The organism is Exiguobacterium sp. AB2, from assembly GCF_000696055.1.
GTDB classification, from domain to species: Bacteria; Bacillota; Bacilli; order Exiguobacteriales; family Exiguobacteriaceae; genus Exiguobacterium; species Exiguobacterium alkaliphilum.
The window spans coordinates 59355-81070 of record NZ_JNAA01000109.1; the positions used below are offsets into that span (position 1 = coordinate 59355).

17 protein-coding genes, 1 pseudogene and 1 other annotated feature are annotated in these 21716 nt (G+C 54.8%); of the genes and pseudogenes, 4 read left to right on the forward strand and 14 right to left on the reverse strand.

Annotated elements, in window-relative coordinates; genetic code table 11:
• Positions 1 to 14: 14 nt before the first annotated feature.
• Both DI14_RS13970 and DI14_RS13975 read right to left on the reverse strand, forming a co-directional pair.
• Positions 15 to 1050 (reverse strand): annotated as a pseudogene (locus DI14_RS13970) (zinc-binding dehydrogenase).
• 84 nt (positions 1051 to 1134) lie between these two features.
• Positions 1135 to 2847 carry an ABC transporter ATP-binding protein gene (locus tag DI14_RS13975; RefSeq protein ID WP_034809649.1) on the reverse strand — a complete coding sequence of 571 codons (1713 nt, stop codon included), beginning with the start codon at positions 2845 to 2847 and terminating at the stop codon, positions 1135 to 1137.
• Positions 2848 to 2965: 118 nt separating this feature from the next.
• Here DI14_RS13975 and DI14_RS13980 point away from each other — a divergent pair, with 118 nt between their 5' ends.
• Complete coding sequence (locus DI14_RS13980; RefSeq protein ID WP_034809652.1) at positions 2966 to 3316, forward strand: iron-sulfur cluster biosynthesis family protein; 351 nt, start codon at positions 2966 to 2968, stop codon at positions 3314 to 3316.
• Complete coding sequence (locus DI14_RS13985; protein ID WP_034809655.1) at positions 3313 to 3510, forward strand: hypothetical protein; 198 nt, start codon at positions 3313 to 3315, stop codon at positions 3508 to 3510. The genes DI14_RS13980 and DI14_RS13985 overlap by 4 nt, the downstream gene beginning before the upstream one ends.
• Before the next feature lie 35 nt (positions 3511 to 3545).
• Here the strand turns inward: DI14_RS13985 and aspS are convergent, their stop codons facing one another.
• The 8 genes from aspS to secD form a co-directional block, all read right to left on the reverse strand.
• Positions 3546 to 5318 (reverse strand): aspartate--tRNA ligase, encoded by a 1773-nt coding sequence (aspS, locus tag DI14_RS13990; RefSeq protein WP_034809657.1) that lies wholly within the window; start codon positions 5316 to 5318, stop codon positions 3546 to 3548.
• Entirely contained in the window at positions 5315 to 6595 is a 1281-nt protein-coding gene (hisS, locus tag DI14_RS13995) for a histidine--tRNA ligase (protein WP_034809658.1), read from the reverse strand. The genes aspS and hisS overlap by 4 nt, the downstream gene beginning before the upstream one ends.
• Positions 6596 to 6634: 39 nt before the next feature.
• Positions 6635 to 6870: a binding site (T-box leader), on the reverse strand.
• Positions 6871 to 6908: 38 nt separating this feature from the next.
• Positions 6909 to 7352, reverse strand: coding sequence for a D-aminoacyl-tRNA deacylase (dtd, locus tag DI14_RS14000; protein WP_034809659.1), 444 nt, complete (start codon positions 7350 to 7352; stop codon positions 6909 to 6911).
• Between the two features lie 16 nt (positions 7353 to 7368).
• Positions 7369 to 9558, reverse strand: a complete 2190-nt coding sequence (locus DI14_RS14005) for a bifunctional (p)ppGpp synthetase/guanosine-3',5'-bis(diphosphate) 3'-pyrophosphohydrolase (protein ID WP_034809660.1) — start codon at positions 9556 to 9558, stop codon at positions 7369 to 7371.
• A 187-nt stretch (positions 9559 to 9745) separates the two neighbouring features.
• Positions 9746 to 10264 carry an adenine phosphoribosyltransferase gene (locus tag DI14_RS14010; protein WP_034809662.1) on the reverse strand — a complete coding sequence of 173 codons (519 nt, stop codon included), beginning with the start codon at positions 10262 to 10264 and terminating at the stop codon, positions 9746 to 9748.
• A 1-nt stretch (position 10265) separates the two neighbouring features.
• Positions 10266 to 12560 (reverse strand): single-stranded-DNA-specific exonuclease RecJ, encoded by a 2295-nt coding sequence (recJ, locus tag DI14_RS14015; protein WP_034809664.1) that lies wholly within the window; start codon positions 12558 to 12560, stop codon positions 10266 to 10268.
• Between the two features lie 103 nt (positions 12561 to 12663).
• Positions 12664 to 13590, reverse strand: coding sequence for a protein translocase subunit SecF (gene secF, locus DI14_RS15390; RefSeq protein ID WP_152545915.1), 927 nt, complete (start codon positions 13588 to 13590; stop codon positions 12664 to 12666).
• Positions 13580 to 14881: a protein translocase subunit SecD gene (gene secD, locus DI14_RS15395; RefSeq protein ID WP_152545916.1), complete on the reverse strand. Its 1302-nt coding sequence runs from the start codon at positions 14879 to 14881 to the stop codon at positions 13580 to 13582. The genes secF and secD overlap by 11 nt, the downstream gene beginning before the upstream one ends.
• Before the next feature lie 225 nt (positions 14882 to 15106).
• Between secD and zupT the strand changes: the two genes are divergently transcribed.
• On the forward strand, positions 15107 to 15961 hold the full coding sequence (gene zupT / locus DI14_RS14025; RefSeq protein ID WP_034809667.1) for a zinc transporter ZupT: 855 nt from the start codon (positions 15107 to 15109) through the stop codon (positions 15959 to 15961).
• A 73-nt stretch (positions 15962 to 16034) separates the two neighbouring features.
• Here the strand turns inward: zupT and DI14_RS14030 are convergent, their stop codons facing one another.
• Entirely contained in the window at positions 16035 to 17807 is a 1773-nt protein-coding gene (locus tag DI14_RS14030; protein WP_034809669.1) for a methyl-accepting chemotaxis protein, read from the reverse strand.
• A 177-nt stretch (positions 17808 to 17984) separates the two neighbouring features.
• Between DI14_RS14030 and DI14_RS14035 the strand changes: the two genes are divergently transcribed.
• Complete coding sequence (locus DI14_RS14035) at positions 17985 to 19136, forward strand: FAD-dependent oxidoreductase (protein WP_034809670.1); 1152 nt, start codon at positions 17985 to 17987, stop codon at positions 19134 to 19136.
• A 10-nt stretch (positions 19137 to 19146) separates the two neighbouring features.
• Here DI14_RS14035 and yajC read toward each other — a convergent pair whose 3' ends face one another.
• From yajC to queA, 3 genes are all read right to left on the reverse strand, one after another.
• Positions 19147 to 19440, reverse strand: a complete 294-nt coding sequence (gene yajC, locus DI14_RS14040) for a preprotein translocase subunit YajC (protein WP_051622739.1) — start codon at positions 19438 to 19440, stop codon at positions 19147 to 19149.
• Positions 19441 to 19521: 81 nt separating this feature from the next.
• The gene (tgt, locus tag DI14_RS14045) at positions 19522 to 20667 is read right to left on the reverse strand and encodes a tRNA guanosine(34) transglycosylase Tgt (protein ID WP_034809672.1); all 1146 of its coding nucleotides are present in this window, start codon (positions 20665 to 20667) and stop codon (positions 19522 to 19524) included.
• Positions 20664 to 21707, reverse strand: coding sequence for a tRNA preQ1(34) S-adenosylmethionine ribosyltransferase-isomerase QueA (gene queA, locus DI14_RS14050; RefSeq protein WP_152545919.1), 1044 nt, complete (start codon positions 21705 to 21707; stop codon positions 20664 to 20666). The genes tgt and queA overlap by 4 nt, the downstream gene beginning before the upstream one ends.
• Between the last annotated feature and the right edge of the window lie 9 nt (positions 21708 to 21716).

Consider the following 21716-nt stretch of genomic DNA (forward strand, 5'->3'; position numbering starts at 1 on the left):
TCCTCGCTTTTACGTTATGGGACGAGCACGATTTTCCCGAACTTGCCCCGTTGCTTGAAATACGTCTGGGCGTCACGCGCTTCATCAAGCGGGAACGTGCGATCGACGATGGGACGGATTTTCCCCCGCCTGAATCGCTTGAAGCATCGCGTTAAACTCCGAGCGCGTACCGAGTACTGAACCGTACATGGTGATGTGCTTCAAATAGAGCGTCCGGAAATCGAGATGCGTCGTCTGACCGCCGGCCGAGCCTGAGATGCAGAACTTCCCGCCGTTCTTCAACACGTCGAGCGCCGTCTTGAACAAGGCGTCCCCGACGACGTCGAGCACCGCATCGACCGGTCCCCCGTTCGCCTCGACAATGTCATCAGCGAGCGTCTCGGATCGATACGAGAAGACGCGGCTCGCGCCGAGTTCTTTCAGTTTCGCCTCATCTTTCAAATCCCCGACGATGGCGAATACGTTCGCACCGTGGACGTTCGCCGCGATTTGGACGTTGAACGACCCGACCCCACCGCTCGCCCCCGTGACGACGATCGTCTGCCCCGGCTGAATCTCGATCTGTTCGTTCATATGCCACGCCGTCAACCCGTTCACCGTGAACGCGGCGCTTTCGACGAAACTGTCGAGCGGCATGTCGTAGCAGAGTTCTGCCGGCCAGGTGACGTATTCGGCATAACCGCCGTCATACTCAGAGCCGATGAACGACATATCGTCTGCGATATGTTCGCCGCCGTCTGGTCCGCTCGACGTGAACGGGAACAGGATGACACGGCGACCGACCATCGTGTCATCGACACCACCGCCGACGTCCACGATCTCGCCCGTAATATCAGAACCCGGGATTCGGGGGAACTGGACCCCTTCCGGACGCCAACCCGATTCTTTGTTCGTCCCGTACGCCCCTTCCCGCATCCAAATCTCGGTATTGTTGATGCCACATGCTTTGACGCGCACGAGCACTTCTCCTTGTTTCGGTTCCGGGACCGGGATATCGACGACTTGTAGTTGGTCGACGTCGCCATAACCGATGACTTGCACTGCTTTCATCATCCCTTTCCTCCTCGTCTTCATTTGATTGTCTATACCCATCTAACGCGCGACAGCCACCAAAATTTTGGTGGCTGCTCGCTATTACAATTGCTGGCGGCGAAGCAGGCCGGCGAAGACGCCGCCTTTTTCGCTCAGTTCGTCATGCGTCCCGTCCTCGACGATCCCGTCCGCCGTGACGACGAGGATGCGGTCCGCATTTTTCACCGTCGCGAGACGGTGGGCGATGATGAGCGTCGTCCGGTCGGCCGCGAGTTCATTGAGCGAGTCTTGAATGATTGCTTCCGTCTCGGTGTCGAGCGCCGACGTCGCTTCATCTAGAATGAGGATCGGTGGGTTTTTGAGGAACATCCGGGCGATGGCGATGCGCTGTTTCTGTCCACCTGACAGTTTCAAGCCGCGTTCCCCGATTTGTGTGTCGAGCCCGTATTGCAACTCGTCAACGAGCGAATTCAAGTGCGCCTTCTCGACCGCATGCATGATCTCCTCGTCCGTCGCGTCGAGCTTGCCGTAGGCGATATTCTCACGGAGCGTCCCGGCGAACAAGAAGACGTCTTGTTGCACGATCCCAATTTGACGGCGGAGGCTCTCTTTCGTCATGTCACGGATGTCCATGCCGTCGATCGTGATCGCCCCGTCCGTCACGTCATAGAAGCGCGGGATGAGCGAACAGATCGTCGTCTTCCCGGCCCCGCTCGTCCCGACGAGGGCGACCGTCGTACCCGACTTGATGTCGAGGTCGATGTCAGTCAACACTTGGCGGTAGTCTGAATAGCCGAACGAGACGTTTTGGAAAGCGATATCGCCTTTCAGTGTCTTCACGTCGACCGCGTCCGGACGGTTCTCGATGTCCGGCGCCTCATCCAACAGTTGCGTGAACCGTTTGAAGCCGGCCATCCCTTTCGGATACATCTCGAGGAGCGCCGTGATCTTCTCGATCGGTTTGATGAGCAGGTTCATGTAGAGGATGAACCCGACGAGCTGTCCATAAGACAGTTGACCTTGATACGTCAAGTACGCCCCGTAGACGAGGACGAGTAACGTCATGAGTCGCGTCGTGATATAAATGCCCGCGAGCGACTTACTCATGACACGGTACGCCTCGATCTTCGAGCCGCGATAGAAGTTGTTGTCTTTTTGGAACCGGTTGATCTCGAACGTCTCGTTCGTGAACGATTGGACGACACGTGCCCCGGAGACGCTGTCTTCGACCCGCGCGTTCACTTCGCCGATGTTCGTATACATCTTTTGCCACGCCTTATTCATGTTCTTGTTGGCGTATGTGATCATCGCGACCAAGAACGGAACGGCGACGACCGTGACGAGTGCGAGCTGCGGATCGATTGTGAACATGATCCCGAACGCGCCGAGGAGCGTCATGATGGCGATGAAGAAATCTTCTGGCCCGTGGTGCGCCACTTCGCCGATATCGAACAAGTCGTTCGTCACCCGGCTCATCAGATGGCCGGTCTTATGATTATCGAAGAATCGGAACGATTGTTTATGGATATGGGTGAACAGCTCTTCCCGCATATCGGTCTCGATGTTGATACCGAGTTTGTGTCCCCAATAGTTGACGACGTATTGCATCATCATGGCGAGTATGTAAAGGATGAGTAGGCCGATGCTGACGATGATAATCCAGTTCCATTCCCCACCTGGCAATAGATCATCGATGAACCACTGGACGGCGAGCGGGAACCCAAGTTCGAGCAGACCGACGAGGATGGCGAATGAGAAATCAAGGATGAATAACTTCTTATGTGGACGGTAATAACTAAAGAAACGTGAAATCATGTCGTTTCCCCCTTCTAAACAAATAGTTTACGCCTTTTTGCAGGAAGTGGAAAATGGGAAGCACGTCTTTTTCAATCTTTTTTCAGTCGCGGTATAATACAAGTAAGGAGTGATACACATGAACGTACAGATTACAGACAGCGCCAAGGCACGCATCGACGCCTTGAAAGGTGAACGTGACGGACAGATGCACTTGTTTTATGAGACGGAAGGTTGTGGTTGCGGCAATAGCGGCATCTTCGAGATTCGCTACGTGACCGAGACGACATCGGAGGACGTCGAGATCGACTCGAACGTCGGACCGATCCTCATCAAAAACTGGACGAAAATCTTTTTGGACGAGGATATGATCATCGACTATCGTGACGATAAGCGGACGCTCGTCTTGAAGAGCAACGGCCAAGTGTTCAACTCGAACTTGCTCGTGACCGACGGGACCGGTTGCCAGTTAAACGTGCCAAGCCGATGAAACAAGCGTTACGAAACTATCCGAGCCTCTGGCTTTGGTTCCTCCTCAGCTTCGGACTCAGCTTGTTCGGAATTTACCTTGCCTTCACGGATTCCGTCTATTCGATGACGGCCGTGATCGCCTCGCTGTTCGCGTTCGGATTCGCGCTTCAGCAGACGGCGAAGAAGATGAGTGACCAAGAAGATCAAAAGTAAAGGAGGTTCGCCGCGGCGAACCTCCTTTTGACTGCTTATTTCTTCTCTTTCACTGCCGTACGAATCGACAACTCCTCGAGTTGTGCGTCCGCGACCGGGCTCGGTGCTTGTGTGAGCAAGTCGCTCGCCGACGCCGTTTTCGGGAAGGCGATCGTGTCACGAAGGTTCGAACGACCCGCGAGGATCATGACGAGACGGTCGAGACCGAGCGCGATACCCGCGTGTGGCGGTGTGCCGTATTCGAACGCTTCGAGCAAGAAGCCGAACTGGTCGACCGCTTCTTGTTCGGTGAAGCCGAGCAATTTGAACATGCGCTCTTGAATGTCACGCTCATAAATCCGTTGCGATCCGCCACCGAGCTCATAGCCGTTTAAGACGAGGTCATACGCGAGGGCACGCACGCTCGCCGGATCCGTCTCGAGAAGATGGAGGTCTTCACGGTTTGGCATCGTGAACGGGTGGTGGTTGGCGTAGAAACGGCCGTCTTCTTCTTCGAACGTGACGAGCGGGAAGTCCGTCACCCAAAGGAAGTTGAACTTCGACTCATCGATGAGACCGAGCTCATGACCGAGCTTGACGCGAAGGGCGCCGAGGCTGTCGGCGACAATCGTCGGAGTTGAGGCCACGAAGAGGAGAAGGTCGCCCGCTTCCGCGTTCGTCGCTTCCATCAACTTCTGGGCGTACGTCTCGTCGAAGAACTTGGCGATCGGTCCGTTCAAGCCTTCTGGCGTCACTTTGAGCCAAGCGAGGCCTTTCGCTCCGTAGACGGCCGTGAACTCTTGAAGCTTGTCGATGTCTTTACGTGAGAACTTGTCCGCCTCGCCTTTGACGTTGATCGCTTTCACTTGTCCGTTAGACTCGAGCGCCATGTCGAACACTTTGAAGCCGGCACCTGTGACGGCGTCCGCGACATCGATGAGTTCAAGACAGAAACGTGTGTCCGGTTTATCTGAACCGAAACGGCGCATCGCCTCTTCGTGCGTCATGCGCTCGAACTTGGCCGGCGTGTCGGTGCGACCGAGCGTCGCTTCCATGACTTGCGCCATCATCGATTCCATCATCGCCATCAAGTCTTCGACGTCCATGAAGCTCGTCTCGATATCGACTTGCGTGAATTCCGGTTGACGGTCTGCCCGAAGGTCTTCGTCACGGAAGCAGCGTGCGATTTGGAAGTAACGGTCGAATCCAGCCACCATGAGGAGCTGTTTGAACAACTGAGGTGACTGCGGGAGCGCGTAAAACTCACCACCGTGGACCCGGCTCGGGACGAGATAGTCACGCGCGCCTTCCGGTGTCGACTTCGTCAAGATCGGTGTCTCGACTTCGAGGAACTCCTCTTCTGTCAAGAAGTTACGAATCGTGTTCGACGCCTTTGAACGGAGACGGAACGTTTCTTGGAGCGCCGGACGACGGAGGTCGAGGTAACGATATTTGAGACGGAGGTCTTCCGATACGTTCTCCGCCTCGTCGCCAATCGGAATCGGTGTCATCTTCGCCGCGTTCAAGATGTTGATTTCTGAAGCGATGACTTCGACGTTTCCTGTCGGCATGTTCGGGTTCTTGTTCTCGCGCTCGAGGACCGTCCCTTTAATGTCTAGGACGTACTCGCTGCGGATCGACTCGGCGAGCTTGTGCACCGCCTCGTTTTCCGGGCGGACGACGACTTGGACGATGCCTGTGCGGTCACGAAGGTCGATGAAGATAAGTCCTCCGAGGTCACGACGTTTTTGTACCCATCCTTTAAGCTGTACGTCTTGGCCGATCAGTGACTCGGTCACGCGGCCGTTCATATGTGTGCGTCCAATCATTGTGCTGCTCCTTCCGATAGTTCACGAATTTTGTCTGCGACGGCCGAGAGTGGCACGTCGACTTGTTCCCCTGTCGCCATCACTTTGAGCGACGCCGAGCCACGCTCGACTTCGTCGTCTCCGAGGATGACGGTGAATTTTGCCTGTAAGCGGTCGGCTTGCTTGAATTGGCCTTTGAACTTGCGGCCGAGATAGTCGCGGTCCGCCTTGAAACCTTCGATGCGAAGCAGTTGCAACAGGCGCGTCGCCGTCACTTCAACTTCTTTTCCGCCCTGGGCGACGACGAAGACGTCGAGGCCAGTCTCGAGCGTCGGGAGCACGCCTTCGTTCTCGAGGGCGAGGATGAGCCGTTCAAGGCCAATCCCGAAGCCGATCCCCGGCATGTCCGGTCCACCGATGTCTTGGACGAGGCCGTTATAACGTCCACCGCCACAAAGCGTCGTGATGGCGCCGAACCCTTCTGCCTCGGACATAATCTCGAACGCCGTGTGCGTATAGTAGTCGAGACCACGGACGAGCGTCGGGTCGACCTCGTACGCGACGCCGAGCGCGTCGAGTTGCTCGAGCACCGTCTCAAAGTACGCCTTCGACTCCGCGTTCAAGAAGTCGAGGATCGACGGTGCCGTCTTCATCGACGGGTGGTCGCGGTCGACTTTACAGTCGAGCACGCGGAGCGGGTTTTGGTGAAGCCGCGTCTGACAGTCTTGGCACAGTTCATGCGCGACCGGCTCAAAGTGGCGGATGAGCGCTTCGCGGTGCGCGTTCCGACTCTCGGCATCCCCGAGCGAGTTGACGACGACTTTGATTTTCTTCAAGCCGAACGACTTGTAAATCGAGTAGGCGAGGCTGATGACCTCGGCATCGACGGCCGGGTCACTGCTGCCGATCGCCTCGACACCGTATTGGTGCAACTGACGGAAGCGACCTTTTTGCGGACGCTCGTAGCGGAACATCGGTCCCATGTAATACAGTTTCGTCGGCTGATCAGGGCTACCGAACAGCTTGTTCGTGACGAAGGCGCGAACGACCGAAGCCGTCCCTTCCGGACGGAGCGTGTACTCGTCCTTACCTTTTTTCACGAGCGTGAACATCTCTTTTTGGACGATGTCCGTCGTCTCACCGACGCTTCGTTTAAATAGGTCGGTCGTCTCGAAGATTGGGGTACGAATCTCTTTATAGTTGTAACGGGCGCTGATGTCGCGTAATTTCGCTTCGACATATTGCCACGTCTCGACCGTGCCCGGGAGCAGGTCTTGTGTGCCGCGTGGTGCTTTCATCAAAATTCCCTCCTTAGAATACAAAAAGGCCCTCGTCCACAAAGGGACGAGAGCCTGTTAAAGTTTCCCGTGGTACCACCCTAGTTGCAGAGCCAATGCTTGAAACTCTGCCACTCGAAATCGGTTAACGCCCGATGAAACGGCTTCCCCTACTCTACATTCAAGGAAGCACCTCCAAAGTGTCGTTCGGGTCATCATCCAGTCGATGCTCTCAGCCGTGGCATCGCTCTCTTTGCTGGTGGGGTGACCGTACTCTTCTTTATCACAGGTGTTAGGTTATATGCTTCATGATGCCGAATCACGACTCGTTCTGTCAAGCGTTTTTTTCGAGCATGAGCGTGACCGGCCCGTCATTGACGAGGGCGACATCCATCATCGCCCCGAACTTCCCGGTCTCGACGACGAGCCCATGCGTCCGCAGCCGGTCATTGAACTTCTCGTAAAGCGTCTCTGCGATATCTGGCTTCGCCGCTTGCGTGAACGCGGGACGGCGTCCTTTTTGCGTATCGCCATAGAGCGTGAACTGCGACACGGACAACACCTTGCCGGCGACGTCTTGAATCGACAAGTTCATTTTCTCGTCGGCATCCTCGAAGACGCGGAGGCCGGCCACCTTGTCGGCGAGCCAATTCACTTCCGCCTCGGTGTCTTCGTGGGTCACCCCGACGAGGAGAAGGTACCCGGCATCAATCGCACCGACGATTCTATCATCGACTGTGACCGATGCTTGTTTCACTCGTTGCAACAATACACGCACTGAAATCTTCCTTTCGTCACGTCATCATGACTCGGCTGACCGAGTACACGTCCGAAATCTGTTTGATCCGGTCGACGACTTTTTGCAGATGGTTCACGTTCGGAATCGAGATCGTCATTGAGATGCGGGCCTGTTTGTTCGTATCCCCGCGACCGCTGACCGCCACGATGTTCGTGTTCGTCGCTGAGACGGCTTGAAGCACATCGTTCAAGAGACCAGACCGGTCGTATCCCGTGATCTCGATGTCGACGTTATAGTTCTTCTCTTTCGCTTGTCCGGCTTCCCACTCGACGGTGAGAAGGCGTTCCGGGTGTTGCTCGTTGATGATGTTCAAGCAGTCTTTCCGGTGAATCGAGACGCCACGTCCGCGCGTGATATAGCCGACAATCTCATCGCCCGGCACGGGGTTACAACACCGGCTCATCCGGATGAGCATATTGTCGATCCCTTTCACGGTCACGCCGGCCTCGGCCGTCTTCTTCTTCGGCGACTGGCTCACTTTCAGCTCGTTGATCGCATCAGACAGTTCGAGCTTCGGCTCTTTCCGTTGCTTCTCCGTCAATTTATGTGCGACTTGGGCCGCGGTGATGCCGTGATAGCCGACAGCCGCATACATCTCTTCCTCGTTCCCGAAGTTGAACTTCTCGACGACGACGGCGAGCGCTTGATCGTCGATGACTTCTTTCGGTTCAAAGCCGAGTTTCTTAATCTCGACCTCGACGAGCTCTTTCCCTTTCTCGACGTTCTCTTCGCGCTGTTGGCGTTTGAACCATTGACGAATCTTATTTTTCGCTTGGCTCGAGACGGCGAGTTTGAGCCAGTCCTTGCTCGGCCCATAACTGTGTTTCGACGTGATGATTTCGATGATGTCGCCGGTCTCGAGTTTATGGTCGAGCGGCACCATCCGTCCGTTCACTTTCGCACCGGTCATCCGGTGACCGATCTCGGTGTGAATCCGATACGCGTAGTCGATCGGGACAGAGCCTTTCGGCAACTCGAAGACGTCGCCTTTCGGTGTGAAGACGTACAGCATGTCGCTAAAGAAGTCGACTTTGAGCGACTCCATGAACTCTTCGGCATCGGTCGTATCTTTTTGTAACTCGAGAATCTCGCGAAGGTGGGCGATTTTTTCATCGAACCCGTTCGTCGCGACGTTTTTTCCTTCTTTATACGCCCAGTGCGCGGCAATCCCGAACTCGGCGATGAAGTGCATGTCTTTCGTACGAATCTGCACTTCGAGCGGTTCACCTTTCGGTCCGATCACCGTCGTGTGAAGCGATTGATACATGTTTGGCTTCGGCATGGCGATGTAGTCCTTGAAGCGCCCTGGCATCGGCTTGTATTGCGTATGGATAATCCCGAGGACGGCGTAGCAGTCGCGAATCGAATCGACGATAATCCGAACGGCCATCAAGTCATAAATCTCGTTGAATTCTTTTTTATGCTTCACCATTTTATTATAGATGGAATAGATGTGTTTCGGACGTCCGTTCACGTCCGCCTCGATCGACACTTCTTCGAGGACTGCGTTCACTTCCGTGATGACCGACGTGACGAGTGCTTCTCGCTCGGTCCGTTTCTGCTTCATCATCGAGACGATCTTGTAGTATTGCTGCGGGTTGATATAACGTAACGAAATATCTTCGAGTTCCCACTTGATCGTCGAGATCCCCATCCGGTGTGCGAGTGGGGCAAAGATTTCAAGCGTTTCTTCCGCTTTTTGAACTTGCTTCTCTTTCGGCATATGTTGAAGCGTCCGCATGTTGTGCAGACGGTCGGCGAGTTTGATCAAGATGACGCGTACGTCTTCTGCCATCGCGATAATCATCTTGCGATGGTTTTCGGCGAGCTCTTCTTTCTTCGACTTGTACTTGATTTTCCCGAGCTTCGTGACGCCATCGACGAGCATCGCCACGTCCGCACCAAATTCATCCGCTAACTCCTTGAGCGTCACGTCCGTGTCTTCGACGACGTCGTGAAGGAGCGCCCCGATAATCGTCGTCGCGTCGAGTCCGATATCGACGAGAATCCCGGACACTTGGACCGGGTGGAGGATGTAAGGTTCGCCGGAACGTCTGAACTGACCGGTATGATGCAGTTTTGCGTATTCGTAAGCGCGCTTCACTTCGGCAATGTCGTCTTCACCCATATACTCCCCGAGCGCGTCGAGAAGGTCCTCAATACTTACGATTTGTTTTTTGGTCATAACATTCGACACCCTTTTTCTTACCGCCCCAATCGTCTCGGATTCGACGCAGCATCATAGTAGTGAACGTACATGTACATTCTAATTTTACTTACTATTATCAAAAAAATCTGACGACCTGTCAAAGGTTGCGGGTTATTTTACTCAAAAACTATTCAAAAAAGGGAAGCGTTCGCTTCCCTTTCCATCAATCTTCGTAACGGATGAGCGAGAAGACGTCGTATCCTTCAAGACGCTCACGTCCGCCGAGGCCGTCAAGCTCAATCAAGAACCCGATTCCTGCGACGACACCGCCGAGTTGTTCAATCATTTTGATTGTCGCTTCAATCGTGCCACCTGTCGCGAGCAAATCGTCCAAGATGACGACTTGTTGACCCGGTTTGATTGAATCTTTGTGCATCGTCAAGATGTCCGTCCCGTACTCGAGACCGTAAGCGACACGCACCGTCTCGCGCGGCAATTTGCCCTCTTTACGGACCGGTACGAAACCGAGTTCGAGTGCGTATGCAGCCGGGCAACCGACGACGAATCCACGCGCTTCGGGACCGGCGATGAGTTCTGCGCCGCGCTCCTGTGCGTATGTGACGAGTTCGTCGACCGCTTTCTTATACGCGACACCGTCTTGCATGAGTGACGTGATGTCTTTAAAGCTGATCCCTTCTTTCGGGTAATCCGCTACTTCTTTAATATGTTGTTTGAAATCCATTTTATGAGTAAGCCTCCTGCATCTTGTTCGATCGCAACGTTTGTAACCGCTCTTTCAGTTCCGCCAACGACGCATAGACGTAACGCTCTTCGAGTTGTTGTTTCCCGACTCGACGTTTGTAGCATGGCGCTTCCGTCAAATCACGCTTCGGCGCTTCCGGATTTACTCCAGGCAGTCCGTCTTCCATTGTAACAAGAAATTCGAGTTCAGAGAATACTTGATGCATAAATTGAATCGTATTTTTTGACCATTTTCGCTCGATTGACAGGCGAATCAAGTTTTCACGCAAGTTTTTCCGTTCGCACGTCGCCATGTGGACGTAATATGTTCGGAAATCCTCCCGTGTCGGCAACTTCTCGAACAGCGAGTCGCCTTGCCCGAACGCACAGTACACACGCTCGACTCCGTCATGGAGTCGGTCCGCGAGTTCAGATTCATCGTCCGGCAAGTCGAGCAAGACGACGAAGCGGTTGAGCGGCTCGTCACCTTCGTGGAGCGGGAACGGTTTAGACGTCCCTTGGAACGAGACGAATGACGTCGCATCTTTCGGCAACTCGTCGAGCTCTTGGAGCGACTTCTTCTTGCCGCGATAGTCGAACACTTGGAAATCGTCGACGCGCATATCTTGAATCATGAGTTGTGGTTTGCGCATCCCGTTCCATTCGTTCACCTGGAGGCTGCCCATGAGCGAGACGTGGGCCATCTTCGAGATTTCCGAGATGACGTGCCCAAAGCCGAACCCGATGCCGTCGAGTTCACGCTTGTCCCCGGCGAGCTGCACTTTCAAGTGTGAGTTGTCCCGCCCGATTTGGCGGATATCACGGAGCCGCGCGTCCGCGACGACGACGCGCGGTGACGGGTTGCCCATCCCGAACGGGGCGAGCTTGTTAATCTCGGCGATTAGATCGAGCGTCACATCGTTCACGTCGAGTTTCAGGTCGACGTTGACCCGGGCGACGAACGTCTCGTCCGGGATTGTTTCTGCCTGTTCGTTCAATCGTTTCCGGAGCTCGGCGACGTTCTCAGACAAGAGCGTCATCCCGGCCGCGGCCGGGTGTCCACCGAAGTGCGGGAGGATGTCTTCATTTTTCGACAGCTCCTTGAACAAGTCGAAGCCGTCAATCGAGCGGCCAGACCCCTTCGCTTTCCCTGTCTTCGGGTCGTGACAGAGCAAGATGACCGGGCGGTAATACGCCTCGACGAGTCGTGACGCGACGATTCCGACGACGCCAGGATTCCAGCGCTCGCTTGCGACGACGAGGACGCGGTCGTCCGTCATCGAGGCCTCGACGAGCTCGGTCGCCTCTTTCGCAATCGTCTTGACGATATCTTGGCGCTCTTTATTTTGTTTATCGAGTTGCTGCGCGAGCTCGAGCGCTTCGGCTTCCGTCTCGGCGAGAAGCATCTGCAAAGCCGGCATCGCAGAGTCGAGGCGTCCGGCTGCATTGATGCGAGGCCCGAACGCGAAACCGACCGATTCCTCGGTGAGTGGGGCGTCCGTCAAGGCGCACACTTCTCTCAAGGCGAGGATGCCAGGCCGTTTGGACTCATCGAGCGCCTTCAAACCGAGCTTCGCGAGGAGACGGTTCTCCCCATCGAGCGGGACGAGGTCGGCGATCGTGCCGAGGACAGCTAAGTCAAGAAGCTCTTCTGGCATCCGTCCGAGCACCGCATGAGCGACCTTCAAGGCGACGCCGGCACCGGCCAACTTCCCATACGGGTACGTGGCATCGATGTGCGGGTGGATGATGGCGAACGCATCCGGGAGCGTCTCTTTCGGCTCGTGGTGGTCCGTGAGAATCAAATCGACGCCGAGCTCTTTTAAGAGTGCCGCCTCTTCAATCCCAGAGATGCCGCAGTCGACCGTGATGATGAGCGTGAACCCTTCGTTTGCGGCCCAGCTGAATGCCTCTTTGTTCGGACCATACCCTTCCGTGAACCGGTTCGGGATGTAGCATTCGGCCATGACGCCAATCTCGGTCAAGGCGTGCCACATGACAGCCGAGGCGCTGACGCCATCGACGTCGTAATCCCCGTAGATGAGGACCATCTCACCGTCGTCAGCAGCCCGTTTGATGCGCTCGACGACTTTTGGCATCTGTTCGAACAAATACGGGTCGTGGAAAGTGAGCTCGTCTTCGACGTGAAGAAATGTGCGCGCCGTCTCGACGTCGCGGTGCCCCCGTTGCGTGAGGAGCGTCGCGAGTTGCTCCGATATATTCAATTCTGTCTGTAACTGTTCAACCGCCGCTGCATCCGTCTCCGGATACACCCAACGTTTCTTCGCATGATACATAATGCCTCACTCCAATCAATTGTAGATTATATCAGAACGAGCGAGTGAAGTGCCGTCTTGACATTCAAAAAGGTCCCCCGACTGAAGTCGGGAGACCGTTGGATTACGCCTCTGGTGCGGGCTCTGCTTTCTTTTTGTTGAGCGACATGCCTTTGATGAGCAACCAAAGGTATGAGGCGATGAAGATCGACGAGTACATCCCCATGACGAGACCAATCAAGAGAGCGAGCGCAAAGCTTTGAATCGATTCGGCCCCAAATACATAGAGCGCCACGACTGTAAAAATAACTGTGATGACGGTATTGATGGACCGGACGATCGTCTCTTGAATCGCTTTGTTCACGAGCGTACGATACTCGTCCATCGTCTTGATTTTCCGTTCTTTCTCATACGCTTGAATGTTCTCGCGCACCCGGTCGAACGTCACGATCGTATCGTTGACCGAATATCCGATAATCGTCAAGATGGCGGCGACGAAGTACAAGTTGACCTCGATACCGAAAATCGAGAACGCCACGAGCATGAAGAACGCATCGTGGAGCATGGCGACGACGGTCGCGACACCGTACGAAAACTCGAAGCGGAACGTGATATACAAGATAATCCCGAGCGATGCGAGCGCGACGGCATAAATCGCGTTACGGGCGATATCGCGGCCGACCTCGGCCGAGACGGTGCTGATGTTCGGGTCGTTGCCGAACGTTTCCGTGAACACGGTCTTGACCGAAGCGACTTCTTCTTGCGTGAGCTGTCCGACGAACGTCACGTTGGCCAGTGTTCCCCCTTGAGCGTATTGCACGGATGAGATGTCTTCGTCTACGCCCGCTTCCGTGAAGGCAGCCGCCAACTCGTCTTGTGACACTTGCGACTCGGTTTGGACTTCGACACGCGTCCCAGACGCGAAGTCGATTCCGAGGTTTAACCCGCGGAAGAACAAGATGCCGAGCCCGATGATGACGAAGGCACATGAGATGAGGAACAGCGTGCGCATCGGTTTAATATAGTTTAATTCAGTGAGCTTAAAGTTCACGGATATCACTCTCCTTCACACCAAACCAGCCTTTGCGCTTGTCGAAGAGACGACTTGCGACGAGGAGGTGCATCAAATAACGCGAGATGAAGACGTTCGAGATGAACGTCATCGCAATCGAGATCATGAGCATGAGCGCAAACCCTTTAACAGAACTTGTTCCGAAGTAGAACAAGACCGCAGCCGAGATGAGCGTCGTCAAGTTGGCGTCGATAATCGTGCTGAGCGAGCGGCGGTTACCGGCACGGAATGCCGACAACACCGACTTCCCAGAGCGGAGTTCATCCTTGATTCGTTCCGCCGTGATGATGTTCGCATCGACCGCCATACCGACACCGAGAACGAGACCGGCAATCCCTGGGAGCGTCAAGACGGCGTTAATGCCATTGAAGAACAACATAATCAAATTGATATACAAAATGAGCGTGATGATTGAGACGATACCGGGTAAGCGATAGAAGAACAGCATGAACAAGAAGACGGCGATGATTCCAATCGCCGAGGCGAAGACCGTCTTGTCGAGTGCGTCTTGACCAAACTGGGCCGACACCGATGTCGAGTAAATCTCTTCAAGTTTGACCGGCAACGCACCGGCGTTCAAAATGTCAGCAAGACGTTGACCGCTCTCGGCGTCAATCCCGCCACCTGAGATGATGGCCTTGTCTGACAAAATCGGAGACGTGACGGACGCGTCCGACACAATCTTCGAGTTCTCTTTTTGAATTTCTTCCTCATACGTATCGCCTTCTTCGAAGTCTAACCAAATGACGAGACGGTTTTCCGGCGGTTGACGTTGCGCGATTTGCGACGTCACTTCACCGAACTTGTCGGCAGACCGGAGCGTCAACTCGACGACCGGCTGGCCTTGTTGGTTATAGCTGAGGGCGGCACCACGCGGCGCCAAATCTTTCCCGTCGAGGAGGACGTTGTCATCGATGTCACGGAACGTGAGCTGCGCTGTCGACGACAGCACTTCCCGCGCATCGTTTTGGTTCGATACGCCCGCGAGCTGGACGCGGATTCGGTTGCTGTCCTCGATGCGGATGTCTGGTTCCGATACCCCGAGGACGTTGACCCGGTTATTGATGGCGCGAACGGTTGCATTCATCGCCGACTGGTCGATGACGTCCCCGTCTTCGAGTGGCTGTACTTCATACAGCACTTCGAACCCGCCCTTTAGGTCGAGACCGAGGTTCGTGTTCTTCACGACCCACGGCGCCGTGAAGACGGCAAGTAGAATCGTTGCAATCATGATGACCGCAAAGATCGCGATATTCCCTTTTTTGTACATACGACAATTTCCTTTCTACACCACAGGTTCTGTTTGAAAATCTTCTCTCGTTAACATTACAAATATTCTAAACATTTATCAATCGTTTTCCTAAAATTGTAACACCTAAGCGACCATTTCCCATGTTTCAATTTGCGCAAGCGACTAAATGTTGCGCGAGGGAAAAACTTATTGTATGCTGAATTTATCAAAAACACAAAACTTACAAAAAAGGAGCTTTAACTTATGGATAGCACAATTCTATACGCCTTCTTACTCACCTTGTTCGCCGGACTCGCGACCGGAATCGGGAGTATGATCGCGTTTTTCGCCAAACGGACGAATACGGCCTTTTTGTCCGTATCCCTCGGCTTCTCCGGCGGGGTCATGATTTACGTCTCGTTCGTCGAGATTTTCCCGAAAGCGCTCGAAGAACTGATTGGGGCACACGGGGAACAGGCTGGAACGATTTACACCGTGCTCGCCTTCTTCGGCGGGATGCTCCTCATCGCTTTAATCGACAAAATCATCCCGTCCCCTGAGAATCCGCACGAGGTCAAGTTCGTCGAGACGATGCAACACGACCCGTCCACACATGAGTTGGCGACGACAGCGACGGCACAAGCGCCTTTGAATGAGGCGTCGAAGAAACGTCTTCATAAGATGGGCCTCTTTATGGCGCTCGCGATCTCAATCCACAACTTCCCAGAAGGACTCGCGACGTTCATCTCGGCGTTGAACGACCCAGCCGTCGGTCTCGCCATCGCCATCGCCATCGCGCTTCACAACATTCCGGAAGGGATCGCCGTGTCGGTGCCGATTTATTACGCGACCGGTTCGCGGAAAAAAGCACTCAAATACTCGTTCTTATCGGGGCTTGCCGAACCGGCAGGCGCCATCGTCGGGTTCCTCATCCTCATGCCGTTCTTGAACGACACGATCTTCGGTCTGTTGTTCGCCGCGGTCGGAGGCATCATGGTGTTCATCTCGCTCGATGAGTTGTTGCCAGCCGCACGAGAGTACGGTCGCGCCCATCATGCGGTCTATGGCATGGTCGCAGGGATGATGGTCATGGCGACGAGCCTCGTCCTGTTGATGTAACTGTTTGATTCACACGCGCATGAAAAAAGAGGTCGGAGAAACGTTCGTTTCTTCGACCTCTTTTATGTGTGTCTCACTGCTGATCTGACGTTTTGAATAAATGCACGAGGTCTTTTAATTCAACAGACATGTGGCTCATCGTTTCGGCGATGCCGTTAATCTCTTGAATCGCCGCAAGTTGCTGCTCGACGTTTGCGCCTGCTTCTTCGACACGTTGTTGTGTCGACATGGCGTTCGTTGACATATCCTCGACCGAGACGGCGACTTCCGTCGTGTTCGCGCTCACTTCTTCGGTCGCGGCCGCGATCTCGCCCATCTGACGGGACGTCTCTTGAATGACGGAGACGATCTCTTTGAACGCTTCCGCGACCTCGCCCATTTGCGCCACCCCGTTCGTGACGTGTCCGCTCGTCACGTCGAACGCCGACTCGACTTGTTTCGTGTCGCGCTGGATGTCACCGACGACCGCCTGAATTTGTTTGGCCGACTGTTTCGATTCCTCAGCGAGCTTTCGGACTTCGGCCGCGACGACGGCGAACCCTTTCCCGTGTTCACCGGCTCGGGCGGCTTCAATCGCGGCGTTCAACGCGAGCAAGTTCGTCTGCTCGGTGATGGCCGTAATCGAGCGTGTGATCTTCTCAATTTCGAGCGACTGATTCGAGAGACGTTTCACCATCTGCTCGGTCAAATCGTTCGCCCGTTGAATCTCTTGCATTCTCGTCTCGGCGAGTTGAATCGTCTCGAGTCCCCCGCTCGCCGCTTCGAGCGTATGGATGGTTTGCTCGTTGACGCCTTGGGAGGCCGCTGCGATTTGATTCAGACCGAGGACGGCTTGGTTGACGCCTGACGTCCCTTCCTCGGCCCGTCTCGCCGATACTTGGGCGGCGAGGTTCATCTCTTCAAATAATCCGGCGACACCTTGCGTCGTCGTGGCGACGTGATCGGTGCTCGAATATAGGTTCTCCGAATAGGCGGTCACTTTCTCAGACGCTGCCCCGACTTGACGAATCAAGCCGACAAGATTTCGTTTCATATCATTGAACGCTGACACGAGGTCACCGAGTTCGTCGTTTGACTCAACGTCGATATCCCCTCCTGTCAAATCACCTTCTGCGACGACGCGCGCTTCTTTCACAAGACGATTGATCGGTCGAAGGAACAGCTTTTGTAGGGCGATGAGAGAAAAGACGCCCACTCCGACACCGATGACACTAATGACGATCATCCAAACAATCGATTGTCCTGCCCCAGCCTGCACCGCATCCGTCTCCTCTGCCAGAAGTTCAGTTTGGTGAGCGACAAGGTCGGTCACGGTCATCCGGACGCGATCGGTCGTCGGCGTCACGCTTGTATTGAGCACCGTTTTGAAGCCGATCTCGTCTTGTTGTTGCCGCAGGTCGATCGCGCGAGCCATCTCTGTGTCGAGGTGTTGATTGAATTTTTCTAAGTCGGCAATCTTACCGAGTACTGTCTCGTCGGCCGAAGCTGCTTTTAACGAACTCATCAACTCGTCCCGCTTGGCTTGCGTCGCTTCCAAGCTGATGAGTGTCTTCGGGTTTGAGACGAGCAAATAGTAATTTAAATACCGCTCCGCATCGGTCACGGTGAGCGCCAAGTCTTCGGCAATTAACATCTGCTTGACCCCTTCATTTAAGACCCGGTCATAGTCAGACGTCGCCCGCTGTAGCTGGTACGATCCAAGTCCCCCGACGAGGAGGAGCGCGATGATTGTCGGTACGAGGGCGACCGCCATCTTCCGGCGCATCGACGCCCGTCCTCTCTGTTTCTTCGGTCGCACCCGCCGTCTCCAGTTCGTCAACGGGCGAAGCAATCGTTTCACGTCCATATCCATTCTCCTTCGTTTCCAAATTCTTCTCAATATGACATTAATGCAAACGTTTTCATGATTCAATTTGATTTTTGGAAATGAGGTCGATGTTTCGACGTATTGACGAAGTTTGACAAAAATCAGTCACTTCCGTTATCCTTTTAATCGTAACGATTACTATTTAAGAGGTGCATGATGATTTCTTCCCATACACGTTTATTGATTATCGGCGGCGGGATCCACGGAACGACGCTTGCCGTCTCCTATCTCGAACAAGGCGGCGCTCTCGACGACGTCTTGATCATTGATGCGAACGAACGACTGCTCGATAACTGGAAACGGCAGACGTCCACAATCGAGATGACGCATTTGCGGTCGACGCGTGTGCATCACGTCTCGTCGAATCCCCACGCCTTGAAACAGTTCGCAAGCCGACACGACTACGGCTCGCATCACTTCAAAGATCGCTTCGGACGCCCCTCGCTCGCCATGTTCAACGACCACTGTGAACAGACGATTGAAGCGTTAGGGCTTCCTGCCCGGTTTATCGGAAACGAGGCAGTCGAATCAATCGAGCGACACGAGACGTTCGTCATTCAAACGACGAATCGACGCATCACGGCCGATACGGTCATCGTTTCGACCGGGCAGTCGAACACGATGCACGTGCCAGAATGGGCGACTCTGTCGACATGTCGCCACGTCTTCTCAAAATCAGAAAGTGAGGAACAGGAGAACGTGACGGTCGTCGGCGGCGGGATTACGGCACTCCACTATGCGATTGCCCGGGTGAACAAAGGGCATCACGTAACGCTCGTCACGAAACGTCCGCTCGAAGTGAGTCAATTCGACGCCGACCGCAGTTTCATGGGACCAAAAGGGCTACGGGCCTTCCATCGTCTTGAAGACAATTGGCGTGACAAGCGCGAATTCGTGAAGCGAGAACGAAAACCTGGCTCGTCACCGAACGATCTCGTCTTAAAGATCAAACGGCTCATCTTGACGGGCCGAGTCCGCCACCTAATCGGCGAAACGGTCCGTGACGGCGAGACACTCTATGTCGATGGACAGGCCGTCCCGTCTGAAGAGGTCGTCTGTTGTACCGGCATCCGTCCGCTCGAGCCGAGCCAATCGTTCTTACGTCCGCTCTTAGAGCAGTTGTCGTTACCGCTCACCCCGTGCGGTACGCCGGTCCTCGACGACACGCTCGCTTGGACTGACGGTCTCTATATGACCGGACCCTACGCGGACCTCGTGCTCGGACCGTTCGCCCGGGCCATTTATGGCGGCCAAGAAGCGGCACGACGCATCGTCCCGCAACTCTTGAAGGCAAAACAAAAAGTCTGACCGAATCCGGTCAGACTTTTTTACTTACTCCGCGAACGAAGCGTTTGCTTTTTTTGACGACTTCAGCGATTGCGCTCCGGTTGAAACGGAGAAGCGACTGGTCGCACTTCAAGACGACTTGCGTGTCTTCGATTTGGTGGACGACGCCGTGAAGGCCGCCGATTGTTACGACGTGATCCCCACGCTCAAGCGCGTTTTGCATCGATTGAACTTCTTTCTGACGTTTCGTCTGCGGACGGATCAACAAGAAGTAGAATACGACGAAGATAAGGATCATCGGTAATAGTGCTACGAGAGTTTCCATGCGTAAATTCACCCTTTCCTTCAATATCAGGTTCATTATACCGTGAAACTGAATCGTTGTCACACAATGACTGTGGAAGAATTAGAAATTCTTGGCGTTCGGTTTGTTATACCCATATTCTTCGAAAAACTCTTCCTTGAAATCAAGGAGACGGTCTTCACGAATCGCCTGGCGCACTTGCTCCATCAACTTGACGAGGAAATGGAGGTTGTGCGTCGAGCAGAGGTGGAGGCCGAACATCTCGTCGGCACGAATCAAGTGGTGGACGTATGCGCGCGAGTAGTTTTTACACGTGTAGCAGTCACACTTCTCATCGATTGGACCGAAGTCGGTCTTATGTTTCGCGTGCTTGATCGTGACGCGCCCTTCCGACGTCATGAGCGTCCCGTTACGGGCGATTCGCGTCGGCAAGACGCAGTCGAACATGTCGATCCCGCGAATCGAGCCTTCGATCAATGCGTCCGGCGAGCCGACGCCCATCAAATAGCGTGGCTTATCTTCGGGCATGAACGGCGTCGTGAACTCGAGCGCGCGGTACATGACGTCTTTCGGTTCACCGACTGACAAGCCCCCGACCGCATAACCCGGGAAATCGAGCGACACGAGGTCGGCCGCACTTTGACGACGGAGATCTTCGTACTCACCGCCTTGAATGATCCCGAACAACGCCTGATCCTGCGGACGTTCGTGCGCTTCGAGGCAGCGCTCCGCCCAGCGGCTCGTCCGTTCGACCGATTTCTTCATGTATTCATGGGTCGCCGGGAATGGCGGGCACTCGTCGAACGCCATCATGATGTCCGACCCGAGCGCGTTTTGAATCTCCATCGCCTTCTCTGGTGAGAGGAACAGCTTGTCCCCGTTCAAATGGTTGCGGAAGTGGACGCCTTCTTCCTGGATGTTACGAAGGTCGGCGAGCGAAAACACTTGGAACCCGCCCGAGTCCGTCAAGATGGCGCCGTCCCAGTTCATGAACTTATGAAGGCCGCCCGCTTGTTTGACGACTTCGTGTCCCGGACGAATCCATAAGTGGTACGTGTTCGACAGGATGATGTTCGCACCCATCGCCTTGACTTGTTCCGGCGCCATCGTCTTGACGCTCGCTTGCGTCCCGACCGGCATGAAGACAGGTGTCTCGAACGAGCCGTGCGGCGTATGGACGATTCCATGCCGCGCCCCTGTCTGTTTACATGTGTGGATGTGTTCGTATGTGACTGCGTGTTTGGTCATTTGTTCTCTTCCTTCCTCGTGATGAGCATCGCATCTCCAAAACTGAAGAAGCGGTAACGTTCTTGTACCGCGGTACGGTAGGCGTTCAAGATGATGTCGCGTGACGCGAACGCCGAGACGAGCATGACGAGCGTCGACTTCGGCAAGTGGAAGTTCGTGATGAGCCCGTCAATCGCCTGTAGGTCGACCCCTGGGTAGATAAAGATGTCCGTCCAGCCCGATGACTCGACGAAGTCCCCATGGTCGCGCACGATCGTCTCGAGCGTCCGGGTCGATGTCGTCCCGACGGCGAAGACGCGGCCGCCGTTTGCACGGACGTCGCGAAGTGCGTTTGCCGACGCATCAGACAACTCGAAATATTCACTGTGCATCGTATGCTCTTCTATCGAATCGGCCGTCACCGGACGGAACGTGCCGAGCCCGACGTGGAGCGTAAGCGGGATTAGCTTGACGCCTTTCGCCTGTGCCGCCTCGAGCAGTTCTTCCGTGAAGTGCAGTCCCGCCGTCGGTGCGGCCGCACTCCCGCGCTCTTTCGCATATACCGTCTGATAGCGGTCCTGATCATCGAGCTGTTCGCGAATGTACGGCGGGAGCGGCATCGTACCGAGCTCATCTAAGATCTCATAGAAGATGCCGTCATAGTCGAACTTGAAGCGACGTCCGCCTTCCGGGAGCTCCTCGACACACTCGGCACGGAGCAGTCCATCACCGAACTCGACGATGGCGCCAACGCGCACTTTCTTCGCTGGTTTGACGAGCGCTTCCCAGACGTCGTCCTCTGTCTGTTTCAAGAGCAGCAGCTCGACTTTCCCACCCGTCTCTTGTTTCGTCCCGAACAATCGGGCCGGGAGCACGCGCGAGTCGTTGACGACGAGGGCGTCGCCTGTCTGTAAATAGTCAAGCACGTCACGGAAATGACGGTGCTCGATGTCGCCCGTGTCGCGGTCGAGGACCAAGAGGCGTGAGCTCGTCCGATCGAGGAGCGGTACTTGGGCGATCAGTTCTTCCGGTAACTCAAAATCATAATCGTTTACGTTCAATTGAATGTC